Source organism: Planococcus liqunii (assembly GCF_030413595.1).
Taxonomy (GTDB): domain Bacteria; phylum Bacillota; class Bacilli; order Bacillales_A; family Planococcaceae; genus Planococcus; species Planococcus liqunii.
On the sequence record NZ_CP129238.1, the window covers coordinates 2,648,090 to 2,670,190 of the forward strand.

Below are 22,101 nucleotides of genomic sequence, written 5' to 3' on the forward strand. Positions count from 1 at the left end.
CCCTCCTTATTTGTATTTAGACATATTGACGCGCAAACGCTTAACCGCCAAAAATAGAGCTAGCGCTGCAATGAATAGATAAAATATTAGATAGCCAACCCATAGCGGCAAGGGCACTACGGTCATGTTCTGAATTTCCTGGGCATAGGCCGGCTGCAGCAATGTAAACAGGACGACCGCCGGATTTATGCTCGCCCAAAAGTAAGTGAAAGGGGAGAACGTCGGCGTCGTGCTGCCAAATTGCGAGATTTGTGTCGATATGATCATGAAAAATCCGGTTGCAGCCGTCAGGAATATCATGGTGCCGTAAGTGGCAATCATGGAAACGATGGTTTTCCGGATAATTGTCGAAAACACGATGCCGATGCTGCCGATCGTCAGCAAAGTCAGAAAATAAAACAAAAAGATGATCGCAATCTGGCTTGGCGATACGCCGCCGTATAGAAACACCAAACTATAAATTGGCAGCCCCGCCACAATCATCAATAACAAAAAAGCAATAGAAGATGACATTTTTCCAAAAATGATTTGAAAAGAAGTCTGGGCTGTCGTCAGCAAAATATTCAAGGTCTGTTTTTCCCGTTCGGTGCTGATGGCGCCTGCTGTCAGCCCTGGCGTAATAAACAGGATCAACCCCAGCTGGATATAGGTCATCATCATAAACAGCATAAAACTTTCATCTGGACGGAAAAACCCGCTGCCGGAAAAAGTTGTGGTCATAAAAATAAAGCCAAATACAAAAATGCTCATCGCGATTAAATAAAACAGGATGCCGGTAAAACTTTTCAAATTGCGGAACCGCAATTTGATTTCTTTGATCAATACCGGATTGGCAAGAAGTGCTTTCACGAGGCATCTGCTCCTTTCGTAATCGCCATAAAGACATCTTCCAGATCGGTTTCTTCTTCAGCGAACGACAAGATTGGCAGCTGCGCAGCCATCGCTTTTCGCAGCAGCACCATTTGCTCTTCTTCAGTTCCCCGGTACAGAAATTCAATCGTATTGGTTTCCGGTTTTTCGACGATTTGGGAAACAAAAGGATCATTTTCAAAAAATGCCGAAACTAAAGAAACCGGGCCCGCCACTTTGACGCGCATTACTTTCTCGCTTTGCAGCTGTGCTTGTATTTCGCTGACCGAGCCTTGGGCAATCAGTCTTCCGGTATCGATTACCCCGATGCTGTCGCACATTTCCGCCAGTTCCGGCAAAATATGCGAAGAAATTAGGATGGTTTTCCCCATTGATTTCAGTTCCCGGAGGATTTCACGCATTTCGACTCGGGCACGCGGATCAAGCCCTGATGCCGGCTCATCCAGGATTAAGATGTTCGGGTCATGGATCAGTGCACGCGCCAGGCACAGCCGCTGCTTCATCCCTCTCGACAGCAGATCGACATACTCGTAGCGTTTATGGCTTAAATTGACGAGCTCGAGCAATTGAGGAATCAATTTTTCCCGGTCTCTCGGTTTCAGTCCATAGCTTGCTCCGTAGAAATCCAAGTATTCATCCGCTTTTAACTGGTCATAGACACCGAAGAAATCAGGCATATAGCCGATCTGTTTTCTGACTTCATGGGCATTTTTTGTCACACTCAGACCGTTAACAAACGCATCTCCAGCCGTCGGCTGCAGCAAAGTGGCCAAAATGGTAAAAGTGGTTGACTTGCCTGCGCCGTTTGCGCCTACAAAACCGAAGACAGTACCGTCTTCCACAGTCAGATTTAAATCCTGCAACGCATACAAAGAACCATATTTTTTGGTCAGTCCAATGGTTTCAATCATGGGGCAACCACCCCTTTCAACTTGATTTTCGGCATGGTTACTTCAGGTTCGCCATTTGCGGAATTGTTTTCAACGACGAATTTGATTTCTCCTTGCGGCGAGACGTAATTGCCAACAGCTTCTGTGATGTTTTGTTGGCTTCCGCTGATTTCTTCAGCTTTTCCTGTTTTTGCATTGAGTATGGAAACCGTCAGATTTTGTTTTGCCGCAGTGACCGCCAATTCCTGCCACTCGGTTTTCTTCAAATCTACTGCATCCGTGACCGCATAGGTCAATTCGAATTTTCCTTTATCCATATAGAAAAGATAAGGGTCATCTGTCACATTTTCAAAATAGGACGATCCACTGACCTGGAGCTCAAACGTATCGGCATTCAAACTGACTTCCCCTGTCAAATTGACGTCCGGCTTGAATGGCTGGGCGATCAAGTGAACAGCCGAAACGGATGCGCGCTGGTCTTCCAGTGAAATTGGCACAATGGCATCATTTGTATAGGCGACCACATAAGGGGAACTTTCATTGTCCTTAAACTGATTATACGCCATTGACAGAATGGTTTGCTTTCTTGCTTTTTTCAATTGTTCTTTATCGGCAATCGGCTGGTAGGCGAACGTTGAGCTGATCGGTGAAGCGGAAGGTAGAATATCCGACTGCACGGTCTGGTTCACTGCCAGCTGTTCGCCCGGTGCAAGATTCCCTAAAGCCATCAAGCGGGTACCGGTCCAAATCGATACATCTTCAAGTGCGAATGGGAAATTGTTTTGGATAGTTCCTTTAATGGTCTTTTTCTCCACCGCCAATTGAATATCAAAGTTTCCGGTTTTTTCAATATACGATTGCCCGATGACGGAGCCGACGGACCAATAGCGCATATCGCGCAAAGTCATCGTATTCTGTGTAGCCTGTTGTTCCAGAATGGCAGATTGCTGCTGAGATCCTTCAGAGAACTGGGTATTCTGCCGATACGTCATCGTGGTTCCGGACGGAGCAGCAAAATGGTAATCGCCTCCCCGATTGGATAAGAGCGTATTCATATAATAGCCGTTTAATCCGCTGTCCTGGTCGGCTTCAAAAAAGCCGGTCTGCTGAATCTGCGGGTTCGCGATACGGTCTTTCGCGCCGATCGCAAAAATGCCGATTGATGTGACTAAAGCGGCAACCGGAATGATGATCCAAGCGAGTTCGCGCTTGTCCCGCTTTTTCAAGACGATGTACAGAACGGGAATAATCAAGAGGATATATAACAAAATAATGCCCATGACCAAAGTTTTGGAAACCGCGAAGCTCTCAAAAAGCTCATTGACGTTCCCCACTTCATAAGACATAATTTCTTTCAGCGATTCGCCTTGCGTCATCATACTGTTTGCACCCGTGGTGAGCGGCAGCAGATTGGTCATCAATTGCACATATCCCTGCTGGGAACTGACCGTTTGGTCGCCTAGCGAAAACCCGGTTTGAATTAGGCTTCCAGCACCGATTTTCTGGCGCGCAGCCAACACTTTGCCGTCTTTTTCGAGGAGCGGATCCGCCCCTTCTTTAACTGTAGCGCTAAAGGCTGGAACCGGTTTAGCCAGCGGCTGGACTGCTGCTGAACCTTCTTCGCCAAGCTCCAGCGGCAAGTAGCTGCTGAGATTGCCCATCGATGCAGCGATGTTTTCAGTAGAGCCTACCACCACATGGCCGCCTTGCTGCACCCATTGAAGGACAGCTTGCTGAACCGCTTCCGGCAAATCGCTGTAGGAAACTTCATCAATCAGCAAATAATCGAGTGTTTCCCATGCCATCGCTTCCGTCGGCAAGACAAACTGGTTCAGCTGATTCAAGTGGAACACTTGTGTAGACTCGCTGCCTGCCGGAGAAATCTGGTTCAGCGGCAGAAGCCGATCCGGGTTATCCGTCAACGTCCCGATAAACAGGGAATTTGGATAAAAAAAGCCCGGGCTTAAAGATTTCGAGCCTTTAAAATTGATGGCCTTTCCATTTTCCCATCCGCCTTCATACAAAAAGATGGTTTGAGTGGAGGGCCCACCCATGGAAACCATGTCGGATAATCCTGGAATGGCCACTTGAATGGTTTTGGTTTCTCCCTCCGCCAATTCCACTGGCACCGATAAACCGGCTCCGAGACTATAAGTTTCGCTGTAGTTTATCACTAACTCGCCCGAGAAATCCGAACCGTTGTTTGTGATTGTAAAATGAACCGGCAATCCTTTTTCATACTTTACTTTGTTTTGCAGACCGGCGTCTGCTTTGATGGTTATTTCAGGTGCAGCCAGTGATGTCTGCGGCATAAAAAATAAAAACAGGACACACGCAAATGCAAAGAGTGCCAGCAGTCGTTTGAACATAATGAACCCCCTATTCTTCTCTCTATAAAGTAGTACGTTGTAAGGAGGAAATAGTTCCTTCCACACAGAAAAAAGAACGGACAGCGCCAGGCTGCCCGTTCGTTAAATTGTTTTGAAAAAACGATGGATAAATTCCGGCAAAATATCGAGAACCGCTTCATCAGGATTGAGCTTGGCATGATGCAAGCCATATTCCGAAGCGACCCCTGCCCAGAACATCAGGCCGGGAAGCTGCTCTGTAAAATATCCAAAGTCTTCGCCCGTCATGGCCGCTTCGCTTCGCACGGCTTTGACGCCTTCATCGCTTTCTGCAAATTGAAGAAACGTTTTCGCTAAGTCTTCATCGTTATTGACTTCCAAATAGCTGGAGCCGTAATCGATGGATACCCGGCAATTGTAGGCTTCTTCTACAGCCCGGCACATCGCTTCAATCCGCTTTTTCACTTTGAGCATCGATTCCAAATTCAACGTGCGGATGGTGCCCTCAAGACGCGCATGCTCCGCTATGATGTTTTGCACAGTTCCTGCGCTCAATTTTCCGACAGTCAATACAGCCGAATCCATCGGGTTCACATTGCGGCTGACAATGGTCTGCAGCTGCATTAAAAGCGAGGCTGCTGCCACTGCCATGTCTTCCGTCAAATGAGGATAAGCTGCGTGGCCGCCTTTGCCCTGCAAGTCGATAAAGAGTTCAGACGTGTTGGCAAACAACAGCCCCGGTTTGGTGGCCACTGTCCCAGCGGGAAGTTCCGGCGCAATATGCAGTGCGAAAATCTGGTCTGGCAAAAAAGCCGGCTGATCGTGCTTCAGCCACTCACGGAAAGGGAGTGCACCGCCAGGCCCTTCTTCTGCCGGCTGGAACAGGATGACCACATCGTTTGCAATCGGCTCCTGGACCAATTGGGTCAAGAGGCCGAGCGCAACCGCCATATGAATATCATGTCCACAGGCATGCATAAACCCAGGGTGTTCTGACTGGAACGGCAATTCCGTTTGTTCAGTTATGGGCAGTCCGTCAATGTCTGTCCGCCAACCGATGGTTTTAACGGAATCGGTGCCGTGCACTTTTACCGCAAGGCCTGTTTTCCACTCGACAATCTCCAGCCGTTCCTCAGGCAATGTACGCAAACATTCCTTCAAATACGCCTGTGTCTTCCATTCCTTAAAGCCGATTTCAGGAATTGCATGCAATTCTCTTCTGATTTTCAGTAAATCCATCTGAAAGCCCCGCTTACAGCTGACGAAGTTCTTGCTTGATTTCGGTTTTTGCACGAGTTTTTTCGTCCATCAATTTCAAGACGCGTGCCGGAGTTCCGCCTACTACGGAGTTTTCTGGAACATCTTCGATGACAATAGCGCCAGCTGCTACAACCGCGCCTTTGCCGATCCGCACTCCTTCAAGAACGACAGCGTTGGCACCGATCATAACATCATCTTCAACGATTACCGGTGTCGCAGATGCAGGCTCGATAACGCCGGCCAATACTGCACCAGCACCGATATGGCAATTTTTTCCTACAGTTGCGCGGCCGCCAAGGACAACGCCCATGTCAATCATTGTACCGTCGCCGATGACCGCGCCGATATTAATGACTGCGCCCATCATAATGATACAGTTATTGCCGATTTCCACGTTTTCACGGATAAATGCACCGGGTTCGATGCGGCTGTTGATGTTTTTCATATCCAATAAAGGAATCGCAGAGTTTCTGCGGTCATTTTCAATCACTGAGTCTTCAATTACAGAAGCGTTCGCTTCCAATGCTTTTTGAACTGCAGCCCATTCACCGAATACTACAGCGCTATTTCCTTCGCCAAAAACTTTCGATCCTTGGCCAAAATCAAGAGAAGCGACGCCTTCACCTTTTACATAAACTTTTACCGGTGTTGATTTAGTCGCATTCTGTATGTACGAGATAATTTCATTTGCATCCATTTGCTTCATCAATAAAAACCTCTTTCTATGGGTGATGCTGTAATTATAGCGGATATAGTGTAAAAATTCAGCACTTTAGCTTAATAAAGCGGCATGTTTTTTGACAATATCGACAAATGCCTCAACCTGGCGCAGCTGAAACGACGATTCATATCCGATCAGCCATGTATCGCGGGTCAATTCCAGCTCTTCTGCACTGCTTGATAAAGGAATCATATGGACGCCTTCGTTGCCCGTCAACGTGATGGACGGCAAAATGGCATAGCCGATGCCGTTGACGGCCATTTGTTTGCAAGTTTCAATCTGATCGACGGTAATTTGCCGTTTCGGATTTGACGGAAAATGGCGCTGCCACCATTGCTGGATTTCTTCGTAATAATTGGAGTCGCTTTTAAACTGGATAAACGGGCGTTCCGTCATTTCCACTTTTTCCAGCGAATCGATTTCCTTGTCCACCAAATACAAGGTATCCCGGAACAGATGCATCTTCGGCCCTTTCCAATCGGTATGGCCCCGGACAATCCCAATATGGGCTTCTCCTTCATAAAGAGAGCGGGCAATTTCCGAGCTCCAGCCGGTAATGAGCTGAATTTTTGCTTCCGGATAAAGCGTAACAAAATCTTTCAGCACTTTGGGCAGCCAATTTTGGCCGATGATGGTGGCACAAGCGATTTTCAAGGTTCCATGGACTTTGGAGGTCAAGGTATGAAGCACTTCAAACACTTCTTCTTTTCGCTGGACCATTTCCTTCGAATACTCAATGACCAGTTCACCGGCTGGCGTCGGCGTCAGCCCTTTTTGAGAGCGGATGAACAATTGCTGTCCCCAATCTTTTTCAATCGATTGAAGCCGCTGGGAAAGCGCCGGCTGCGATAAAAAAAGGCGTTCTGCTGCTTTTCGCATATTCCCTTCTTCCGCAAGCACTTTCAGGATCAATTCTTCATTAGCCATTGCTGCTCACTCCTTTTTTTCTTGGCAAGCCGAAAATCAGCACAAAACTGATGACAGCAAAAATGGCAGTCAAGCTATAGACGTTTTGAAGCGCCTGGGTCAGCCCTTCCTGCAAAAAGCTGAGCACGTCCAGAGGAAGCTGATTCCGGCTGTCTTCCGTCAGCATTCCATTGACTGAATTCAGCGTATAGTCCTTTTCATTGTCCTGGAAGTACTTCAATAAGCTCGAATTTAGAAGGCTGCCAAGCAGCGCTACGCCGATGGTGCTGCCCAAATTGCGCATGAACATATTGGAAGCTGTGGCCGTACCGCGCTGCTCATACGTAACCGCCGCCTGGATGGAAACGATAAAGGCAGTAGAAGTTAATCCCATGCCGACGCCAATCATGAAACTCGACATTGCGGCCCATAGCGGCCCAAATTCAGGGCGCATCGCAACAAAAAGCAAACTGCCAATTACGAGAAATATTCCGCCGGCGAGCGAAGTTCTGAAATAGCCGATTTTGATCAGCAGCCGCCCTGAGAAAAAGGCGGCAATCGGCCAGCCGATCGACATGGCCGTCAGTGTAAATCCGGCGACGGTAGCTGGCTGTTCCATGACCCCTGTGACATAAGTCGGCAAATAGCTCGAAACGGATATTAAAATCATGCCAGTAAATAAAGAAACAAGATTGGCATACAAAATTGATTTGTTTTTCCAAATATCAAAAGGCATCATCGGGTCTTTCGCTTTCTTTTCAACCAGCACAAAAACCGCGAATACGACAACGGCACCGATTGAAAGTGAATAGGAAGGCACTGAATTCCACGCAAACCCTACTCCGCCTTCAACTAGCCAATAAAGAAAACTGGTCAGCGAAACCGTCAGCAAAAAAGCACCCAAGTAATCGATGGACGGCTTCGTCTTTTTCTGCGGCTCCACCAGAAAAAGCAATACGCCTGCCAGGGCCAAGATGCCAAGGGGTATGTTCACCCAAAACACGTATTCCCAGCCGATTGTCGCCACTAGAAATCCGCCGATTGCCGGACCGGTTACTGCCGAGATTCCCCAGACACTGGACAAATAGCCTTGGATTTTCCCGCGTTCTTCCGCTGTATAAATATCGCCGACAATGGTTGTGGCAATCGGCATGACTGCTCCTGCCCCGATGCCCTGGATAAAACGGTAAAAGATCAGCTGCTCCATGGAACTCGCCAGCCCGCACAAAAGGGAACCGATTAAAAATAGGATGATGCCGAACGCAAAAATCGGCTTGCGCCCAAATATGTCGGACAGCTTTCCGTACAGGAGCACCGTTACCGTACTCATCAGCAAATAAGCGGAAAACACCCAGCTGTATTTAGAAAATCCGCCAAGATCTGCAGAAATACTGGGCATTGCCGTGGAAACAATGGTTGCTTCCACGGCCCCGATAAACATAGCGAGCATGACCGAAGCCAGCACAAGCGGCCGGTTGGTTTTTTTCATTTTCGAACCTTCTTTCATTTGACAGAAAAAAGGCCTCACAATGAGACCTTTTTGTACGTTTGATTTGATCGTGCTTAGAATGGCAGCAAAGTTGCCTGCTGCAGGAAATTGCACTTATTATTTTCTCAATTGATATATCTGTTTTTTTAGCTGCTTAAGTATGACGCGTCGTGTAAGTATCCCCATAAACATGGCGTCATCATCAATTACGCATAAAAAGTTCTGATCGATCAACAAATCCAAAGCCCGCTGAAACCGTTCGGAAATATGAATCAATGGAAAATCCGTCTGCATAATATCTTCTACCCGAATTTCCGGCAAGCGTTCGTATTCAATGTGTTCCATCCCAAGAATGGCGTCCGTAATCCGCTGCGCATTAATCAAACCGCAAAAACGATATTTTGAATCCAATACTGGAATTGCAGAATAACCTGTCTTTGTAAGTACCAGCAAGGCATGTTCTGCACTGTTGTTGATTTGGACATGTGCAACTTTTTCAGATGAAATTATATACTCTTCAATGGGGGTATCGAGAAAATCTCGGCTAGGTAATGAAATCATATACTCTACTCCTTTTGCATCGTAAACGAGCCATCCTGTCTTCGGTAACATCATAACATAACCCGTTTGGCGAGACTATTTAATTGTATTTCTAATTCGCCTTAAAATGGAAATTTGTTTAGCCACTGTCCGCCGTCCAGCGTCACAATTTCACCATTCATATATGATGCTTTGTCCGACATCATAAAGGCGGCCAGCTCTGCCACTTCTTCCGGCTTGCCTAAACGGCCAAGCGGAATCGATTCCAATGTTCGTTTTGCGGCTTTTTCCGATTCCCATAGTTTTTCAGCACCGCCGGTCCGTTCAATCGGCCCCGGAGCAATGCCGTTTACACGAATTCCGAATTGTGTGCCCCATTCCACTGCCAGTGTCCGCGTCAAAGACATGACTCCCGCTTTGGCGGCTGCCGAATGCGCTACCCCTGCGCCAGCGTTCCAGGCATAGGTGGCCAGCATATTAATGATGCTGCCTTTTATGCCGTGTTCAATCCAGTAGTTTCCGACGGCATGGGAACAGAAAAACGTGCCATTCAACACGATATCAATCACGGATTTCCAGCCGTTTGGCGATAATTTTTCAGCATGGACAATAAAGTTGCCTGCTGCATTGTTGACTAACCCGTCAATCCGGCCAAACTTTTCATGTGCAAAATTGACCATCGCTTTTGCATGTTCCGGCTCCCGGACATCCATTTGAAATACTTCAACAGAACCGTGCTGCGCATCAATCGTCCGAACTGCTGCATTCAGTTTTTCCATATCGCGTCCGGTAATGACGACGTTCGCCCCTTCAGCCGCAAACTTTTCAGCCATATGCAGCCCCATCCCGCTTGAGCCGCCTGTCACAATAATCGTTTTGTCTTTTAACATAACCAATTCCCCTTTCGGTAAATGCCTGTCGATTTTTCCTTTATGCTAAAACTTCAATTCGCACCGTTTAGCGGCGATCCAGTACCTACAGACTGAATGGACCTTCACCAATTAAAGCGCTTTCATTTAAAGCGGTGGAATTTCTTATAATCTGTCCCTTGAAATTGCAGTTGTCCCGCTTTCCAGGCAAAAATCTAGTAAAGCCGGCGGTCTTCCGTATACACTGCTGGTAAATTTTGATATGATAAATAGGCATTATACATGAAATTTATGATAGAAGGGAATGACTCCATGGCATTTGATAAAACCGATTCCGATATTGCCCAGGCAATTTTCACTGTCAATCGGCATGCAAAAACCGCCCCAGACAACCAGTATTTATATGCACTAAAAAAAGAAGCGCTCGTGTTGATGATTACGCAAAAGCGTGCAGAAAAGATCGGCCTTCACTTCAGCAAAAACCCCCGGAAAAGCCAACAACAATCTTCAGTCCTCGTAAAATGCGGTAACTATTATTTTCATATGCTGCCGAAAAAAGAAGACTTTGAATGTCTTGAACATTTGGGCCAGCTGGATGAAACATACCGGAACCCGCCAAGCAGGATGAATTTGAAGACGGCAAAAGACATATTGAGCAATTTTACCGGGCTTCGTCCACAGAAAAAAGAAACCACAGCATCCCAGCTTACAAAATCCTATAAACCGCGTCCAATTGACCGGTTTTACACGCCTAAAAAGTCTTATTTTGATTGACGACTGGAACCGGAAGCCTCCTATGGCTTCCGGTTTTTTTTGTGCCTTTTGAAGTTCCCTGGTGTTAATGCAAAGTTAATCGAAATGTTTGATCAACGCCTGTGTGCCATTTTCGCTGTATCCTTGTTCCGCTAATTTTTCGTACATGCTGAGCGATAAACGCAGACCCGGCAAATCCAGTCCCATCAATTCCGCTTCTTCCGCTGCAATTTTCATGTCTTTTATAAAATGCTTAATATAAAACCCGGGCGCAAAGTCTTCTGCAATCATCCGCGGAGCCAGATTCGATAAAGACCAAGAACCGGCAGCACCGGATGAAATAGACCTGAGCACCTGCTCCGGATCAAGGCCAGCTTTTTTGGCATATACAAGAGACTCGCATACGCCGATCATGTTTGTTGCGATGTTGATTTGATTGCACATCTTGGTATGCTGGCCGGACCCTGCCGGCCCTTGATAGACAATGTTCGCCCCCATCAGTTCGAGCAGCGGCAAGACTTCCTGGAAATGTGGTTCTTCTCCCCCCACCATAATCGACAAGGTCCCTTTCTGGGCGCCAATGTCTCCACCGGATACCGGTGCATCCAACGCTTTTAAGCCTTTCGAAGCCGCTTCTTCAAAAATGCGCTTCGCCAAGTTCGGCTTAGAGGTTGTCAGGTCCACTAATACTGCCTCTTTTTGAGCATTTTCCAAAATTCCGTTGTTCCCGAAATATACTTCTTCCACATCAGATGGATAACCCACCATTGTAAAAATGGTTTCCGCAGCTCGTGCCACTTCTTTTGGAGACTCCACCAGCTTGGCTCCGGCTTCCACCAGGCTTTCGGCTTTTTTAGCCGTGCGTGTATAGATGATGACGTCGTGTCCAGCAGTCAGCAAATGTTTCACTAAGCTGCTGCCCATTACGCCTGTACCAATAAATCCCACTTTCATATGTACGTCACTCCTTCTGTTATGTCTTCAGTTTATCAAAACTTTTCAGTTAATTCACGAAATTCCAGAAAAATTTAACAGACAGAATTCCATTCCCTTAAAAAAACCAAAAAAAGAAGCCGATCCGCTGTTCGGACCGACCACAAAAGGGGGAAATGAGAATGTTGCTGTGTTCAAATATACTATGCCCGCCCTGACAGGCGTTTAAACATATTCTTTTAAATATTTTTCTTTTATTTTTTTTATTTCTTCCAAGAAAGGCTCGCCTTCTAATTCTGTCAGGGTTCCAGAACCGTAACGCACCAAATCATAAGTTTTAAAAAAACTTTCGGATACAGTCCAGCTCATGCGGTTCATCCACTCCCGAACAGTTTCGTATTCTTTGCGCCCGAGTCCAGCAGCGTCGGCCTGTTGTTCAAAAGCGCGGTACGCTTTCCGGACAGCTTCCACATCCAGTTCAGCATACTGAACCCGTGTCAGCTGTTCGGAAGGCTCTTCTGCAGAAGATGTTGGGTAGCGCCGGGTTTCTGCCGCTCCTTTTTCTTGCTGTTCTTCTTTTTCCGGCTTGTTTTTCACCAGCCAGAAAACCAGCAGGATAAAAAAGACAAGGAGTATCGCAGCCAGCATAAACTCCACCGGAAAATCAGCGGCTTCTGGCTGGAAGCTTGCCTGGCCTTCCTCCTCAGCAAGCGTTTCCGGATCTAAATTCTCCAATGTTTCCTTCATTTCCTGTTCAGTGGAAAGACCGGACAAATACTCTGTAAGTTTTTCCATCAATCCTGCAAACGGCCATAGGGCAATTTTCAAAACGCCGCCCAGGATCCACCCAGCCAGTCTTCTTGCATCTTCAGCCAGAAAGTAAACAAAAAACCCACTTAAACTTGCTGAACCAATTACAATAGCTGTGCCAACCGCCAGCATCAAAAAGGAAGTTCCTTCTTTCCGCGTCTGCATATACCGATATAACAGTCGAAAGCACACATAAAACCCCGTCGCTGCAATAGCTATGGCAAAAATCTCTTCGGAATTTTCAACTTGAGGATTGAATAAGCTGATGACAAGCGCCACGGAAAACAACAGGATAAACACCAGCAGAAAATGGCCCTCCTGCTGCCCATCGCCATCAAAAACGGAAAAGCGGGCATGCAGCCGGTACAGTGTCAGTATCCCCAGAACAACTGCAAGCCAAATGGGCATGCCCAAGAGCATCGCCGCTATTAAAATCACTGCAGCAACCAAAGCCGCACCCATCACATGATAAGAAAATTTGAGAAAGAGGGTGAATGCGAGAGCAGCAGCTCCGAAACTGAGAAGCAGCCACAGCCACATTAACGGAACGGCCGTTTCATTCTTTAAAAAAACCAGTAGCAGCGAAATGGCGAAGGCATCCAGCATATAATTTCCTGCAGACCATAAACGTGAAATCATCGGATGCCACTTCCTTTTCTGCCAGGGAGCAATTTGAGTTCGGTGTGTGTCGCCCATTTCGACACAAAGCGCTGGATTCCGGCAAATTCATCGGCCATCAAATACGTTGTAAACGGCAGCTCGATATGGGCATCCAAATGAGCAAGCATTGAAGGATATGGCATGGTCGAGTGATTTTTGGACATGACCGAAAGCATCTCCAGTGCTTTCTGGCGTTGGTAAGGTCCTTCACCTGGCGCCAAATAAAGAAAAGGCATTTTTCCAGTGGAGCGGATATTGACGGCCAAAGCATAAGGTATCCCTTCCCGGTAACATGTTTCAATGTAAGAAGCCACTTCTTCGATGCGTTCCTCCAAATGGGGAATCGTGGCGTAATGGTCAGCCACATTTAAAGCGAACAAAATCGATTCATTGGCCACTTGGTCAAATACCTTGGTTTGATAGGATTGCATACGGGCACTTGCTTTCCAGTGGATTGTATTGAAACTATCCGTCGGCACGTAATCACGGGTGCCGATCGGCTGGAATGCATCATCGAACAAGGAATGTTTTAAATTGAATTGCCCTGGTTTTTGGCGGGACGGCGAATAATGGAAAAAGGCTTTTTGGAGTTTCGGATAAACCAGCAATTCCTGCAAAATCATTGGCTTATACTCAAGCACTACAGAGCCTTCGCCAAACGGATGCGGAACACTCAGCTCCATCTTCTTTAAGCGGGCAAGTCCTCTGCGGTTTCCCGTCACCGGAATGTTCACAGCGAGCGTTTCGTTATGGCCGATGGTGAAAGGCACATCCAGTTCAACAAGGTCGCCATAATTCACAATTAGTGGGCCTTGCGGCAAAACCGCATCCTGAAACCAGATTTTCAATTGGCCACCGAGCACCGGCAGCCCCTTGTTTTCAAACACAAGCTCCCAAGCGCTTTCACCGCCAGCCAACAGGCGCTTGCGGCTTCTCGAATTGACCAGCTCCAAGCGCTTTCCCACATGGACGAAATAAAGCCATTGCAAGCCGGCGACTGCTGCGATAAACGCTGCAACCGCTGCAGCAGTAAATTGCAAAAAAGCCATCGCTAAAAAAAAGAATACCGCTAGTAAACTTAATAGCCATTTTGTATTCGTTGAATTGTAGTCGTGGCGAATCCACACCATATTAAAAGGCCTCTACCGGTGAAGGAATCGAATCTGCCACTTCCTTCAGCACTTCCTGTACATCCCGTACCAACATGCCTTCCGCAGTCAATAGAATACGGTGAACCGCTACAGGTTCTAAAATGGTTTTCACGTCATCCGGCGTCACGAAACGACGGCCATTGATAAACGCATAGCCTTGAGCGGCATGGACCAATGCCAGGGCCGCACGGGAACTCAACCCCAGTTCAATGGAAGGATGGCGGCGAGTAGCACGCACCAGTTCCAGGATGTATTTTTCAATATCCTCATGGACGGTTACTTTTTTCGCCTCGACCGACCAGGCCCGCACATCTTCTACAGAAGCGACTGCTGTTATCTCCTTTTTATGCGAGACATTCCCACGGAAATTTCGGATGATTTTCATTTCTTCTTCATACTCCGGATAACCGATTTCCAAACGAAATAAAAAACGGTCCAATTGGGCGGCAGGAAGCGGAAACGTCCCTTGCTGGGATTCAACCGGATTCTGCGTGGCAATTACAATAAACGGATCAGGCAATGCCAGCGTTTCCCCATCAATGGTCGCTTGTTTTTCCTCCATCGCTTCCAGCAAACTGGATTGGGTCCGGGGAGTCGCCCGGTTTATTTCATCTGCCAGCAACAGGTTGGTCAGCACGGCTCCGGGGCGAAGTTCAAATTCCTGTGTTTTCGGATTAAAAAACCGGATTCCTGTTACATCCGAAGGCAGTACATCCGGCGTAAATTGCAGCCGCTGAAAAATGCCATGGAAAGATCCTGCAAATGCTTTTGCCATCCAGGTTTTGCCGGAGCCCGGAACGCTTTCAAGCAAGACATGCCCTTCCTGGATTAACGCAATCAGCATAAAATCAATTTCTTTTTCTCTTCCAACCACTAATTCGTTTAAATGCTTTTTGACGGCCCTTAAATTTTCCACACGGTTTCCCCCAATGTTTAAATTCTTCTGCAGTTCTCCTTACTTGGACGGTTCTTCGGTATATGTATAAATGGTAAGGCCATGATGATAGGCCGCCCCTCTAAAATGCTTAAAATCTTCCCGGGCGATCAGGACCTTGCGGAAATCAAGGAAATCTTCTTTCTCGATAGTCAGTGAAGAGATCTCCCCTTGCTTTAATTGCTCCAATTGCTCATTGTAGTCTGTCATACAATCTTCCCCTTTTCGTTCTTTTCGCTTTCTTGCTTCTGTTATAATATGTTTGAACAGGTAAAGATGAAAAGCAGTGCGCTTTCCACCTGAAAGCCGATTACAACTAGTATAACGTATCGACAGAAGTTGGACATCTTTAGCCAAGCCGTTCTTGTTTCATTCAGATCGGCGTTTATTTTTTAGGAGGATTACTCATGTTAAATTTTTTCAAGAAACATAAATTGCTTGTGTTTCTGCCATTGGCATTTGCTTTGTACAGCCTGGCGTTTCAAGACGCCAAAATTTTCTGGTATATGTACACATTTGCATTGCTTGTGCTGATGTCGTTCTCGGTCATTTTCACTAAGGTTTTCGACGAGATGGCAACTTGGAAATCACTGATTTATGGCCTTGGCTATGGGACAGCCCTTTATGCAATTATTGCCGGCGGCTTTCAACTCTTCAAACTGCTTTCGTTCAATATAGAAGGATCGGTCTCTTCCTTTATTTCCACTTTCGCTCCCGTCTCTATTTGGCATTACCTGCTTTTAATGTTCATCATCGTGCCGGGCGAAGAAATTTTCTGGAGAGGTTTTGTTCAACAGAAACTGAAATCCTACGTTTCTACAAGATATTCGGTGCTGATTGCCGCTTTGTTGTTCGGACTCGCGCTCGGCTTTGGCGGTTTTGTGCCAGGGATTTTCGCTGGAGTCGCAACTGGCATCGTCCTCGGCTTCTTGTATGAATGGAAACGAAGCATGCCGCTTTTAATCATTGCCCATTTGGTGATGATCGTTTTGCTGTTTTTGGTGCTGCCGCTGCCAGTATAAACTGAAACATTTCCGCTTCTGATCCGTCAACTAGAGGAAAGGGAGGAATAATTATGAAAAAAAGTTTATTGTCTGCTGCATTTTTACTGACTATGGGCGCTGCTTTAGCTGCTTGCGGGACTTCAGAGTCCACTGAAAATACAAGTTCGAATAAATCTGAGGCTTCAACTGAAGAAACGGCGGGCGAGGAAGTTACAGATAAAGAGACCGTAGATGAAGACACTGCCGGCAAGGAAGATGCTGCCGGTGAAACAACGTCCGAAGTGGATGAAGTTGAGGAGGCTGCCCCTGAAGAGGCGGCTGGCGAAGAAGCTGCTTCCGCCCCCGAAGGAACACTGACTCAAAGCGATGAACAGCCCTATGAACTGCACGTGCTGCCTGGCTATGTATTGACTTCCGAAGAACCCGGAAAAGATTCCTTATACAAAGAAGACGATCCTTCTGTCTTTATGCGTATTGAAACATTTGCTCCTGGGGAAGTTGATTTTTCACAAGCTGAAACACAAGTTAAGGAAACCTTGAAAGCTGTGAATGCAGAAGCTGAAATTGCCGAAGGACAGGCCTTGGAAAGTGCGGGCATTGTCAAATCCTCGAGTTTTGAAGTGCCAAGCGCAGAAGGCAAAGTGACCGGAGTGGTGATCGAACAAGAAAACCAGCTGGTCCGCTTAACAATTTTCGATAATGAAGCAGCCAATGCCATAGCAGATTTTACTGCTATGGGACAAACCATCAAAAGAGCCGAATAACGAAACAAAAAAAGCCGCCTTTTCAGGTGGCCTTTTTTTGCTATTTAATAAGATAAATCTTTGATCGATAAGCCCAGCTTTTTCATCAGTTCGATCGCCTCGTCTTTTTCTTCGCTTGATAAGGCATTGGTTAATTCATGAAGGTTTTTCTCGTGTTCCGGAAAAATCTGTCCCATGAATTTTTTTCCTTCTTCAGATATTTCCGCATAGGTTACACGGCGATCGGTCGGGCAGTTTACGCGGGTGATATATCCGCGCTTCTCCAATTTATCAATTACATAAGTGATTGATCCGCTCGCCAGCAAAATTTTTCCGCCGATTTTTTGTAGAGGCTGCTTTCCTTTATGGTACAAGAGTTCCATTACAGCAAATTCTGTCGGATTTACCCCATGAGCCTGAAAAAAATGATTGGTTTGTTCTGTTATGGCTTTATGGGCGCGCGATAAAACGATAAACAGTTTTAACGATTGTTTAATTTCTTCGTTCATATGATCCACTCTTTCCCAATTTAAAAATCTCTTATAATAATTATAGTCTTTTTATAAGAAAAAGGCACGGCTAATAAGCTATCACCTATGATTATCCAATAATGACGCGTTCTTTTGGATAATGGAATTTGGTTTTATCGCTTTTTCCGCCAATTGTAAATAAGAACGAGATCAAGCCAACGCGCCCGATAAACATAAGGGCCATAATGACAACTTTCCCGAACGCCGACAAGTCATCCGTAATGCCAAGCGACATTCCACACGTTCCAAATGCTGAAGTGATTTCAAAGACAATTTGTACAGGAGTGGCATGCGGTTCCGAGATGATTAATGCCATGGTCGCAAAAAGGACCATAAAGCAAGCCAATATAATCACAGCGTAGGACCGAAAAACATCAATCAGCTCAATTTCACGTTTAAAAATTTGAATCGTATTTTTGCCTCTTGCAAAATTAATCAAAAACAGCAAAGCGATAGCAAACGTGGTTGTCCGGATTCCGCCGCCAACCGAGCTTGGCGAAGCACCGATGAACATCAATGCGCTCATAAAGACATTGGTAGCTTCGCTGAATTGCGTAATGTCCATAGTCGTCAGCCCTCCAGATCGGGAAGAAACCGAATGGAACATCGCTGCAAATAAGGTTTCATGCCAGTTGTACCCTTTGAACGCATTCAGCGATTCAAAGGCCAGCAATACCAGTGTTCCGACTACCAGCAAAATGCCAAACGTGCTGGTCGTAATTTTGGTAAACAAAGAAAAACGGAAATTCTTGTTTTTGTTCGATAAAAACTCTTTTATTTCGATCAACACGGGGAAACCGATGGCGCCTAAAATGATTAAGATCATATTGATGATCTGTACGAAATAATCGTTAAAAAAAGGAGACAGCGATTGTCCGGTAATATCGAAGCCGCCGTTGGTCGTCGCACTTACAGATGCAAATATGCCCTGCAGCAGCGCTTCATTGAAGGTGTCAAAATACTGCGTGAAATACAAGGTGAAAATGACAGCTCCCACTAATTCGATCAATAAAAGAATTTTGATGATTTCCCGAATCAGTTTAACAACCCCCGACATATTGAATTGGTTGTGGTCAACCATGATCAACTGCCGCTCCCTTAGGCCAATCCGTTTCCCAATCAACAGCCAAAAGAAAGTTCCCAATGACATAATGCCAATTCCACCAAGCTGCAGGATAAACATAATCATAACGATGCCGAAAACAGAATAAGTTTCGGAAATATTGACAACTGTCAGCCCTGTTACACTAACCGCACTGACGGCTGTAAACAAGCTATCCAACCAAGGCATATCGATTCCAGGATTATGGACCCCCGGCAATCGGAGCAACAGAAAGGAAGACGCAATCGCAACGAAATAATAAGATACGATGGCTTGGGCAGGCGTCAGATTCCGTAGTTTTTGAAATGAACTGTTCATAGTGTTTAATTCCTTTCTGCCTTCGTTCTCTACCTATTCTAAGAAAAGAAAGGCTAAAAGGAAAGGGGCAATTAAAAATGTCATTTTTTTAGGATCCATAAAGAGAAAAAGAGCAGAATAATAACTTCTACTCTTCTCTCTTGCTCTTCTTTTTTTTCGGTTCAGCTTTTTTCTTTTCAGCTGTTTGTCCGGTTTGGGGATTCTCTTTTTTAGAAGCATTCTGGTTTCCTTTTTTCTGTGGAGGCTTTTTGTCTTTTTTGGTTTGACCGGACTGGTTCTGTTGTTTCTTTTCTTGCGCTTTTGGAGTAGCTTTCTTTTCCTGTTTAGGCGGTGTTGCTTTTTTCTCTAACCCAGGCGGTGTCTTCTTTGTTTTTGGCTCCAGTGGAGTTGCTTTTCTCTCTTGTTCCACCGGTTTTTCTTTCGGTTCCTGCGGCGCCTGTTTCTTTTCCTGCCCCGGAGGCACTGATTTTTTCTTCGGAACTGCAGGATTTTCTTTCTTTTTCGGTTCCATCGGCGTTATTTTCTTCTCTTGGCCTGGCGGAATTTCTTTCTTTTTCGGCTCTTGAGGGGCCGCTTTCTTAGGCAGTTCTATAGGAGTGTCATCGGCTTTCCGAGCAGGTACACTTTCTTTTTTGTGCTCTTTTGGCGAAACAGCCTTTTCATCTTCTATTCCCGATTCTTTTTTCTCTTTTGAACTTTTATGCGGCTGCTTTCTCTCTTCTTGGGTCGGCCCCTGTTGTGTTGGAGTGACCGGTGTATAGTTGTCGATTTTTTGCCCCACCGGTACACTTTCCTTGATCGACTCTCTCCACTGTTTAAGTGTCGCTTTTTTCAAATGAACGTCAATATTGCTTGTTGCCGCACTTGCTGCAACCGCCGTGACCACTTGTTCCACAGGTTTCTTTGCTTTCCCGCCGTCGTCCACCGTGGTGATAATCACTTCTTCCGTAGAATCAGTAATTGATAAGGCAATCACTTTTCCAAGCACTTCATCCAACGAATGGTTTTTCCATTCGCCAAGCCTGCCTATAAGATTTTCGCCATCGTCATTCAAATCACGGATTGAAATGACGCGGTAGTCCTCATCCAGCCCCAATTCCACTCCCGGGTTGATTTCCACTTGTACATAAGCAAAAGCTTCATCCGATGGCAATAGCACGGATATAAACAAGAACAAAACAGCAAATGCTGCCATTGCCGGAATCCAAATCGGCTGCCAGTTAATTTTCGCTTTTCGGCTTTCTTCATAAAAATAGCCTTCCTCGCCAATTCTTGTTTGTTGAACGGCCCGTCCAGCCAGAAATTGGCCGTCTCCCGTCAAGTATATAAAGCGGTCGCCTTTTGATTCAACACATATTCCTTTTTGCATTTTCATCAAAGCAACCGCTCCTTTAGGTAATCTTTTAAATAATGTAAATCGCTTTGAAGCAAAAGAGCCATCGCGATTATGTATTTTCGGTTTCGTTCAATGGTTTTCCGTGAAACCCGAACCATTTTTTCAATTTCTTTAATCGGCAGCTTTCTTTTGGTCATCAGAAATTCCCTGTACTCTTCCGTTTCAGCAACCATCTGTGCGATTTGCACAGCGGTTTGCCGGGCATCTTCATGCATCGGCGCAATTTTGGCCAGCATTTGAAAACTCAAATCAAATTCTTTTAACATCGCCTCGTACAAGGCAATTTCTTCCCGGCGGATTTCGGCTTGCTTTTCCAAGTTAAAGTTCTTGATGGAAGCCGTTTCTTCGATCCACTTAGAAGATTCGGCGTCCTCATTGGATGAGGCGCTGAAGTCGTGGACAAATTCCGTACGCTGGCTTTCTTTGCGGATAAAATCAATGACCCGCCGCCGGATAATCAAATGGGCGAACGTCAAAAACGAGGCGTTTTTCTCTTTTTCATAGCCCTGTATCGCTTCGTGAAAAGCCGAAAGCGCTATGCTGTATTCATCATCATGATCGTCGATAAATCGTTTGCATACTTGTGCAGCGGTTTTTTTCATAAACGGAGAATAGGATTGAAGCAAATGGTGAAGCGCGGTGTCATCACCATTTTGTGCCAGCAAAGCCAATTCTTCTGCCGGTACATTTTCACTGCGTCCAAACATTCCAGTTAAAACAGCTATTAACATACGCTCACCTCTTTTCTGCAGACACTACCTTTGATTGTAACGGCAGTAATTGGAAAAGAAAAGGGCGTTTCGTTGGTACTTAATAGGTATTCGTTTTCATCCTTGTATTTCTGTCGGTCGTGAAAATTAAAATTTTCCGGCTACGGATGTAAGGATATATATTTGGGAATAACATAACAAAAAAGCCTCCCAAAAGGAGGCTTTATTGGTTAAGCATTTTCTTCTTTGTTCTTTTTGACACCCATAATGACGCCTACAACTACAATTCCGACCAACACGGTCCAGAATGTAAGTGTCCATGGCGTAGAGTGCGGGAAGTCATGCGGCAAGACACCAAGTTTTTCGTGAGAAAGTGTCATGACAAGCAATTTTACCCCTACCCAACCAACGATGACAAATGCTGCTGTTTCCAATTGCGGGTATTTCTCAAGAATTTGAACAAATTTATGGGCAGCAAATCGCATGATGATAACTCCGATCAAACCACCAGCCAACATAACGACAAATTGTCCGGAATTGATTCCGCCAATATCTTCCATTCCGAATACATTCAAATGCGGCAATGTGACAGCAAGCGCCACCGCTGCAAGCATTGAGTCAATCGCAAACGCGATATCCGCCAATTCTACTTTTAAGACAGTCATCCAGAAACTTGAGCCTTTTTTCGGCGCTTTTTCAACGTCAATGGCATGATCATTATCGCCTTTTCGTTGATCATATATATTCTTGATCGAGATAAATAATAAGTACGCCGCACCAAGCGCTTGGATTTGCCAAATGTTAACAAGCAGCGTAATCATGAACAAAGCTGCAAAGCGGAACACAAATGCTCCTACCAAACCGTAGAACAAAGCTTTTTTCTGCTTGTCTTTTGGCAAGTGTTTTACCATAACTGCCATAACGACCGCGTTATCAGCAGCCAGCAGCCCTTCTAGCCCAACCAGTACAAGCAGGACCCAGGCATACTCCAATAATATTGCTTCCATTCTTTCTCCTCCTGTTTTTTTGCCAGCAAAAAAGACCCCTGCCTAAAAAAAGGCAAAGGTCTCGCTAAGCAAATAAATTCACTATCATAACCGATGGTTACTAGCCATGTCTTGACGATTATGAAATAGGTTTCCCTAAAGCTACTCCCCCTTGACT

The 22,101-nt window shown here is 45.8% G+C and carries 22 protein-coding genes; 3 read left to right on the forward strand and 19 right to left on the reverse strand.

Translation table 11 applies throughout. From position 1 onward, the window contains the following. Window positions 1–6: 6 nt before the first annotated feature. From QWY22_RS13410 to fadH, 9 genes are all read right to left on the reverse strand, one after another. Window positions 7–849: an ABC transporter permease gene (locus QWY22_RS13410; protein ID WP_300981334.1), complete on the reverse strand. Its 843-nt coding sequence runs from the start codon at window positions 847–849 to the stop codon at window positions 7–9. Then, window positions 846–1,781, reverse strand: coding sequence for an ABC transporter ATP-binding protein (locus tag QWY22_RS13415; protein ID WP_300981335.1), 936 nt, complete (start codon window positions 1,779–1,781; stop codon window positions 846–848). The genes QWY22_RS13410 and QWY22_RS13415 overlap by 4 nt, the downstream gene beginning before the upstream one ends. Then, a complete protein-coding gene (locus tag QWY22_RS13420) occupies window positions 1,778–4,129 on the reverse strand; it encodes a DUF8725 domain-containing protein (protein ID WP_300981336.1) in 2,352 nt (783 codons plus the stop codon). The genes QWY22_RS13415 and QWY22_RS13420 overlap by 4 nt, the downstream gene beginning before the upstream one ends. Before the next feature lie 102 nt (window positions 4,130–4,231). Beyond that, a complete protein-coding gene (locus QWY22_RS13425) occupies window positions 4,232–5,347 on the reverse strand; it encodes an N-acetyldiaminopimelate deacetylase (protein ID WP_300981337.1) in 1,116 nt (371 codons plus the stop codon). Between the two features lie 13 nt (window positions 5,348–5,360). After that, window positions 5,361–6,074, reverse strand: a complete 714-nt coding sequence (gene dapD / locus QWY22_RS13430; RefSeq protein ID WP_300981338.1) for a 2,3,4,5-tetrahydropyridine-2,6-dicarboxylate N-acetyltransferase — start codon at window positions 6,072–6,074, stop codon at window positions 5,361–5,363. 66 nt (window positions 6,075–6,140) lie between these two features. Beyond that, window positions 6,141–7,016 carry a transcriptional regulator CcpC gene (gene ccpC / locus QWY22_RS13435; protein ID WP_036807167.1) on the reverse strand — a complete coding sequence of 292 codons (876 nt, stop codon included), beginning with the start codon at window positions 7,014–7,016 and terminating at the stop codon, window positions 6,141–6,143. After that, a complete protein-coding gene (locus QWY22_RS13440) occupies window positions 7,009–8,484 on the reverse strand; it encodes an MDR family MFS transporter (RefSeq protein ID WP_300981339.1) in 1,476 nt (491 codons plus the stop codon). Before QWY22_RS13440 ends, ccpC begins: the two co-directional genes overlap by 8 nt. Window positions 8,485–8,601: 117 nt before the next feature. Then, window positions 8,602–9,045 (reverse strand): cyclic-di-AMP-binding protein CbpB, encoded by a 444-nt coding sequence (gene cbpB / locus QWY22_RS13445; protein WP_036807175.1) that lies wholly within the window; start codon window positions 9,043–9,045, stop codon window positions 8,602–8,604. Between the two features lie 101 nt (window positions 9,046–9,146). Continuing rightward, window positions 9,147–9,914 (reverse strand): 2,4-dienoyl-CoA reductase, encoded by a 768-nt coding sequence (gene fadH, locus QWY22_RS13450; RefSeq protein ID WP_300981340.1) that lies wholly within the window; start codon window positions 9,912–9,914, stop codon window positions 9,147–9,149. Window positions 9,915–10,205: 291 nt separating this feature from the next. Here fadH and QWY22_RS13455 point away from each other — a divergent pair, with 291 nt between their 5' ends. Further along, a complete protein-coding gene (locus QWY22_RS13455) occupies window positions 10,206–10,667 on the forward strand; it encodes a YkyB family protein (RefSeq protein ID WP_300984393.1) in 462 nt (153 codons plus the stop codon). 75 nt (window positions 10,668–10,742) lie between these two features. Here QWY22_RS13455 and QWY22_RS13460 read toward each other — a convergent pair whose 3' ends face one another. The 5 genes from QWY22_RS13460 to ykzS form a co-directional block, all read right to left on the reverse strand. Then, window positions 10,743–11,600 (reverse strand): NAD(P)-dependent oxidoreductase, encoded by an 858-nt coding sequence (locus QWY22_RS13460; RefSeq protein WP_300981341.1) that lies wholly within the window; start codon window positions 11,598–11,600, stop codon window positions 10,743–10,745. A gap of 204 nt (window positions 11,601–11,804) precedes the next feature. After that, a complete protein-coding gene (locus QWY22_RS13465) occupies window positions 11,805–13,028 on the reverse strand; it encodes a hypothetical protein (RefSeq protein WP_300981342.1) in 1,224 nt (407 codons plus the stop codon). Further along, entirely contained in the window at window positions 13,025–14,179 is a 1,155-nt protein-coding gene (locus tag QWY22_RS13470) for a DUF58 domain-containing protein (RefSeq protein WP_300981343.1), read from the reverse strand. The genes QWY22_RS13465 and QWY22_RS13470 overlap by 4 nt, the downstream gene beginning before the upstream one ends. 1 nt (window position 14,180) lies before the next feature. Beyond that, window positions 14,181–15,116, reverse strand: a complete 936-nt coding sequence (locus QWY22_RS13475; protein WP_300981344.1) for an AAA family ATPase — start codon at window positions 15,114–15,116, stop codon at window positions 14,181–14,183. 39 nt (window positions 15,117–15,155) lie between these two features. After that, on the reverse strand, window positions 15,156–15,344 hold the full coding sequence (ykzS, locus tag QWY22_RS13480; protein ID WP_300981345.1) for a protein YkzS: 189 nt from the start codon (window positions 15,342–15,344) through the stop codon (window positions 15,156–15,158). Between the two features lie 197 nt (window positions 15,345–15,541). On the opposite strand from ykzS, the gene QWY22_RS13485 reads away from it, so the two are divergent. Both QWY22_RS13485 and QWY22_RS13490 read left to right on the forward strand, forming a co-directional pair. Further along, a complete protein-coding gene (locus QWY22_RS13485) occupies window positions 15,542–16,156 on the forward strand; it encodes a CPBP family intramembrane glutamic endopeptidase (protein WP_300981346.1) in 615 nt (204 codons plus the stop codon). A gap of 53 nt (window positions 16,157–16,209) precedes the next feature. Next, complete coding sequence (locus QWY22_RS13490) at window positions 16,210–16,902, forward strand: hypothetical protein (RefSeq protein WP_300981347.1); 693 nt, start codon at window positions 16,210–16,212, stop codon at window positions 16,900–16,902. Window positions 16,903–16,946: 44 nt separating this feature from the next. Here the strand turns inward: QWY22_RS13490 and QWY22_RS13495 are convergent, their stop codons facing one another. The 5 genes from QWY22_RS13495 to QWY22_RS13515 form a co-directional block, all read right to left on the reverse strand. Beyond that, window positions 16,947–17,390 carry a MarR family winged helix-turn-helix transcriptional regulator gene (locus QWY22_RS13495; protein ID WP_036807205.1) on the reverse strand — a complete coding sequence of 148 codons (444 nt, stop codon included), beginning with the start codon at window positions 17,388–17,390 and terminating at the stop codon, window positions 16,947–16,949. 91 nt (window positions 17,391–17,481) lie between these two features. After that, a complete protein-coding gene (locus tag QWY22_RS13500; RefSeq protein ID WP_300981348.1) occupies window positions 17,482–18,831 on the reverse strand; it encodes a TrkH family potassium uptake protein in 1,350 nt (449 codons plus the stop codon). 127 nt (window positions 18,832–18,958) lie between these two features. Next, a complete protein-coding gene (locus tag QWY22_RS13505) occupies window positions 18,959–20,206 on the reverse strand; it encodes an anti-sigma-I factor RsgI family protein (RefSeq protein ID WP_436836789.1) in 1,248 nt (415 codons plus the stop codon). Next, a complete protein-coding gene (gene sigI, locus QWY22_RS13510; protein WP_300981350.1) occupies window positions 20,206–20,958 on the reverse strand; it encodes an RNA polymerase sigma-I factor in 753 nt (250 codons plus the stop codon). Before sigI ends, QWY22_RS13505 begins: the two co-directional genes overlap by 1 nt. A gap of 209 nt (window positions 20,959–21,167) precedes the next feature. Further along, window positions 21,168–21,944 carry a TerC family protein gene (locus QWY22_RS13515; RefSeq protein WP_300981351.1) on the reverse strand — a complete coding sequence of 259 codons (777 nt, stop codon included), beginning with the start codon at window positions 21,942–21,944 and terminating at the stop codon, window positions 21,168–21,170. Window positions 21,945–22,101: the final 157 nt, after the last annotated feature.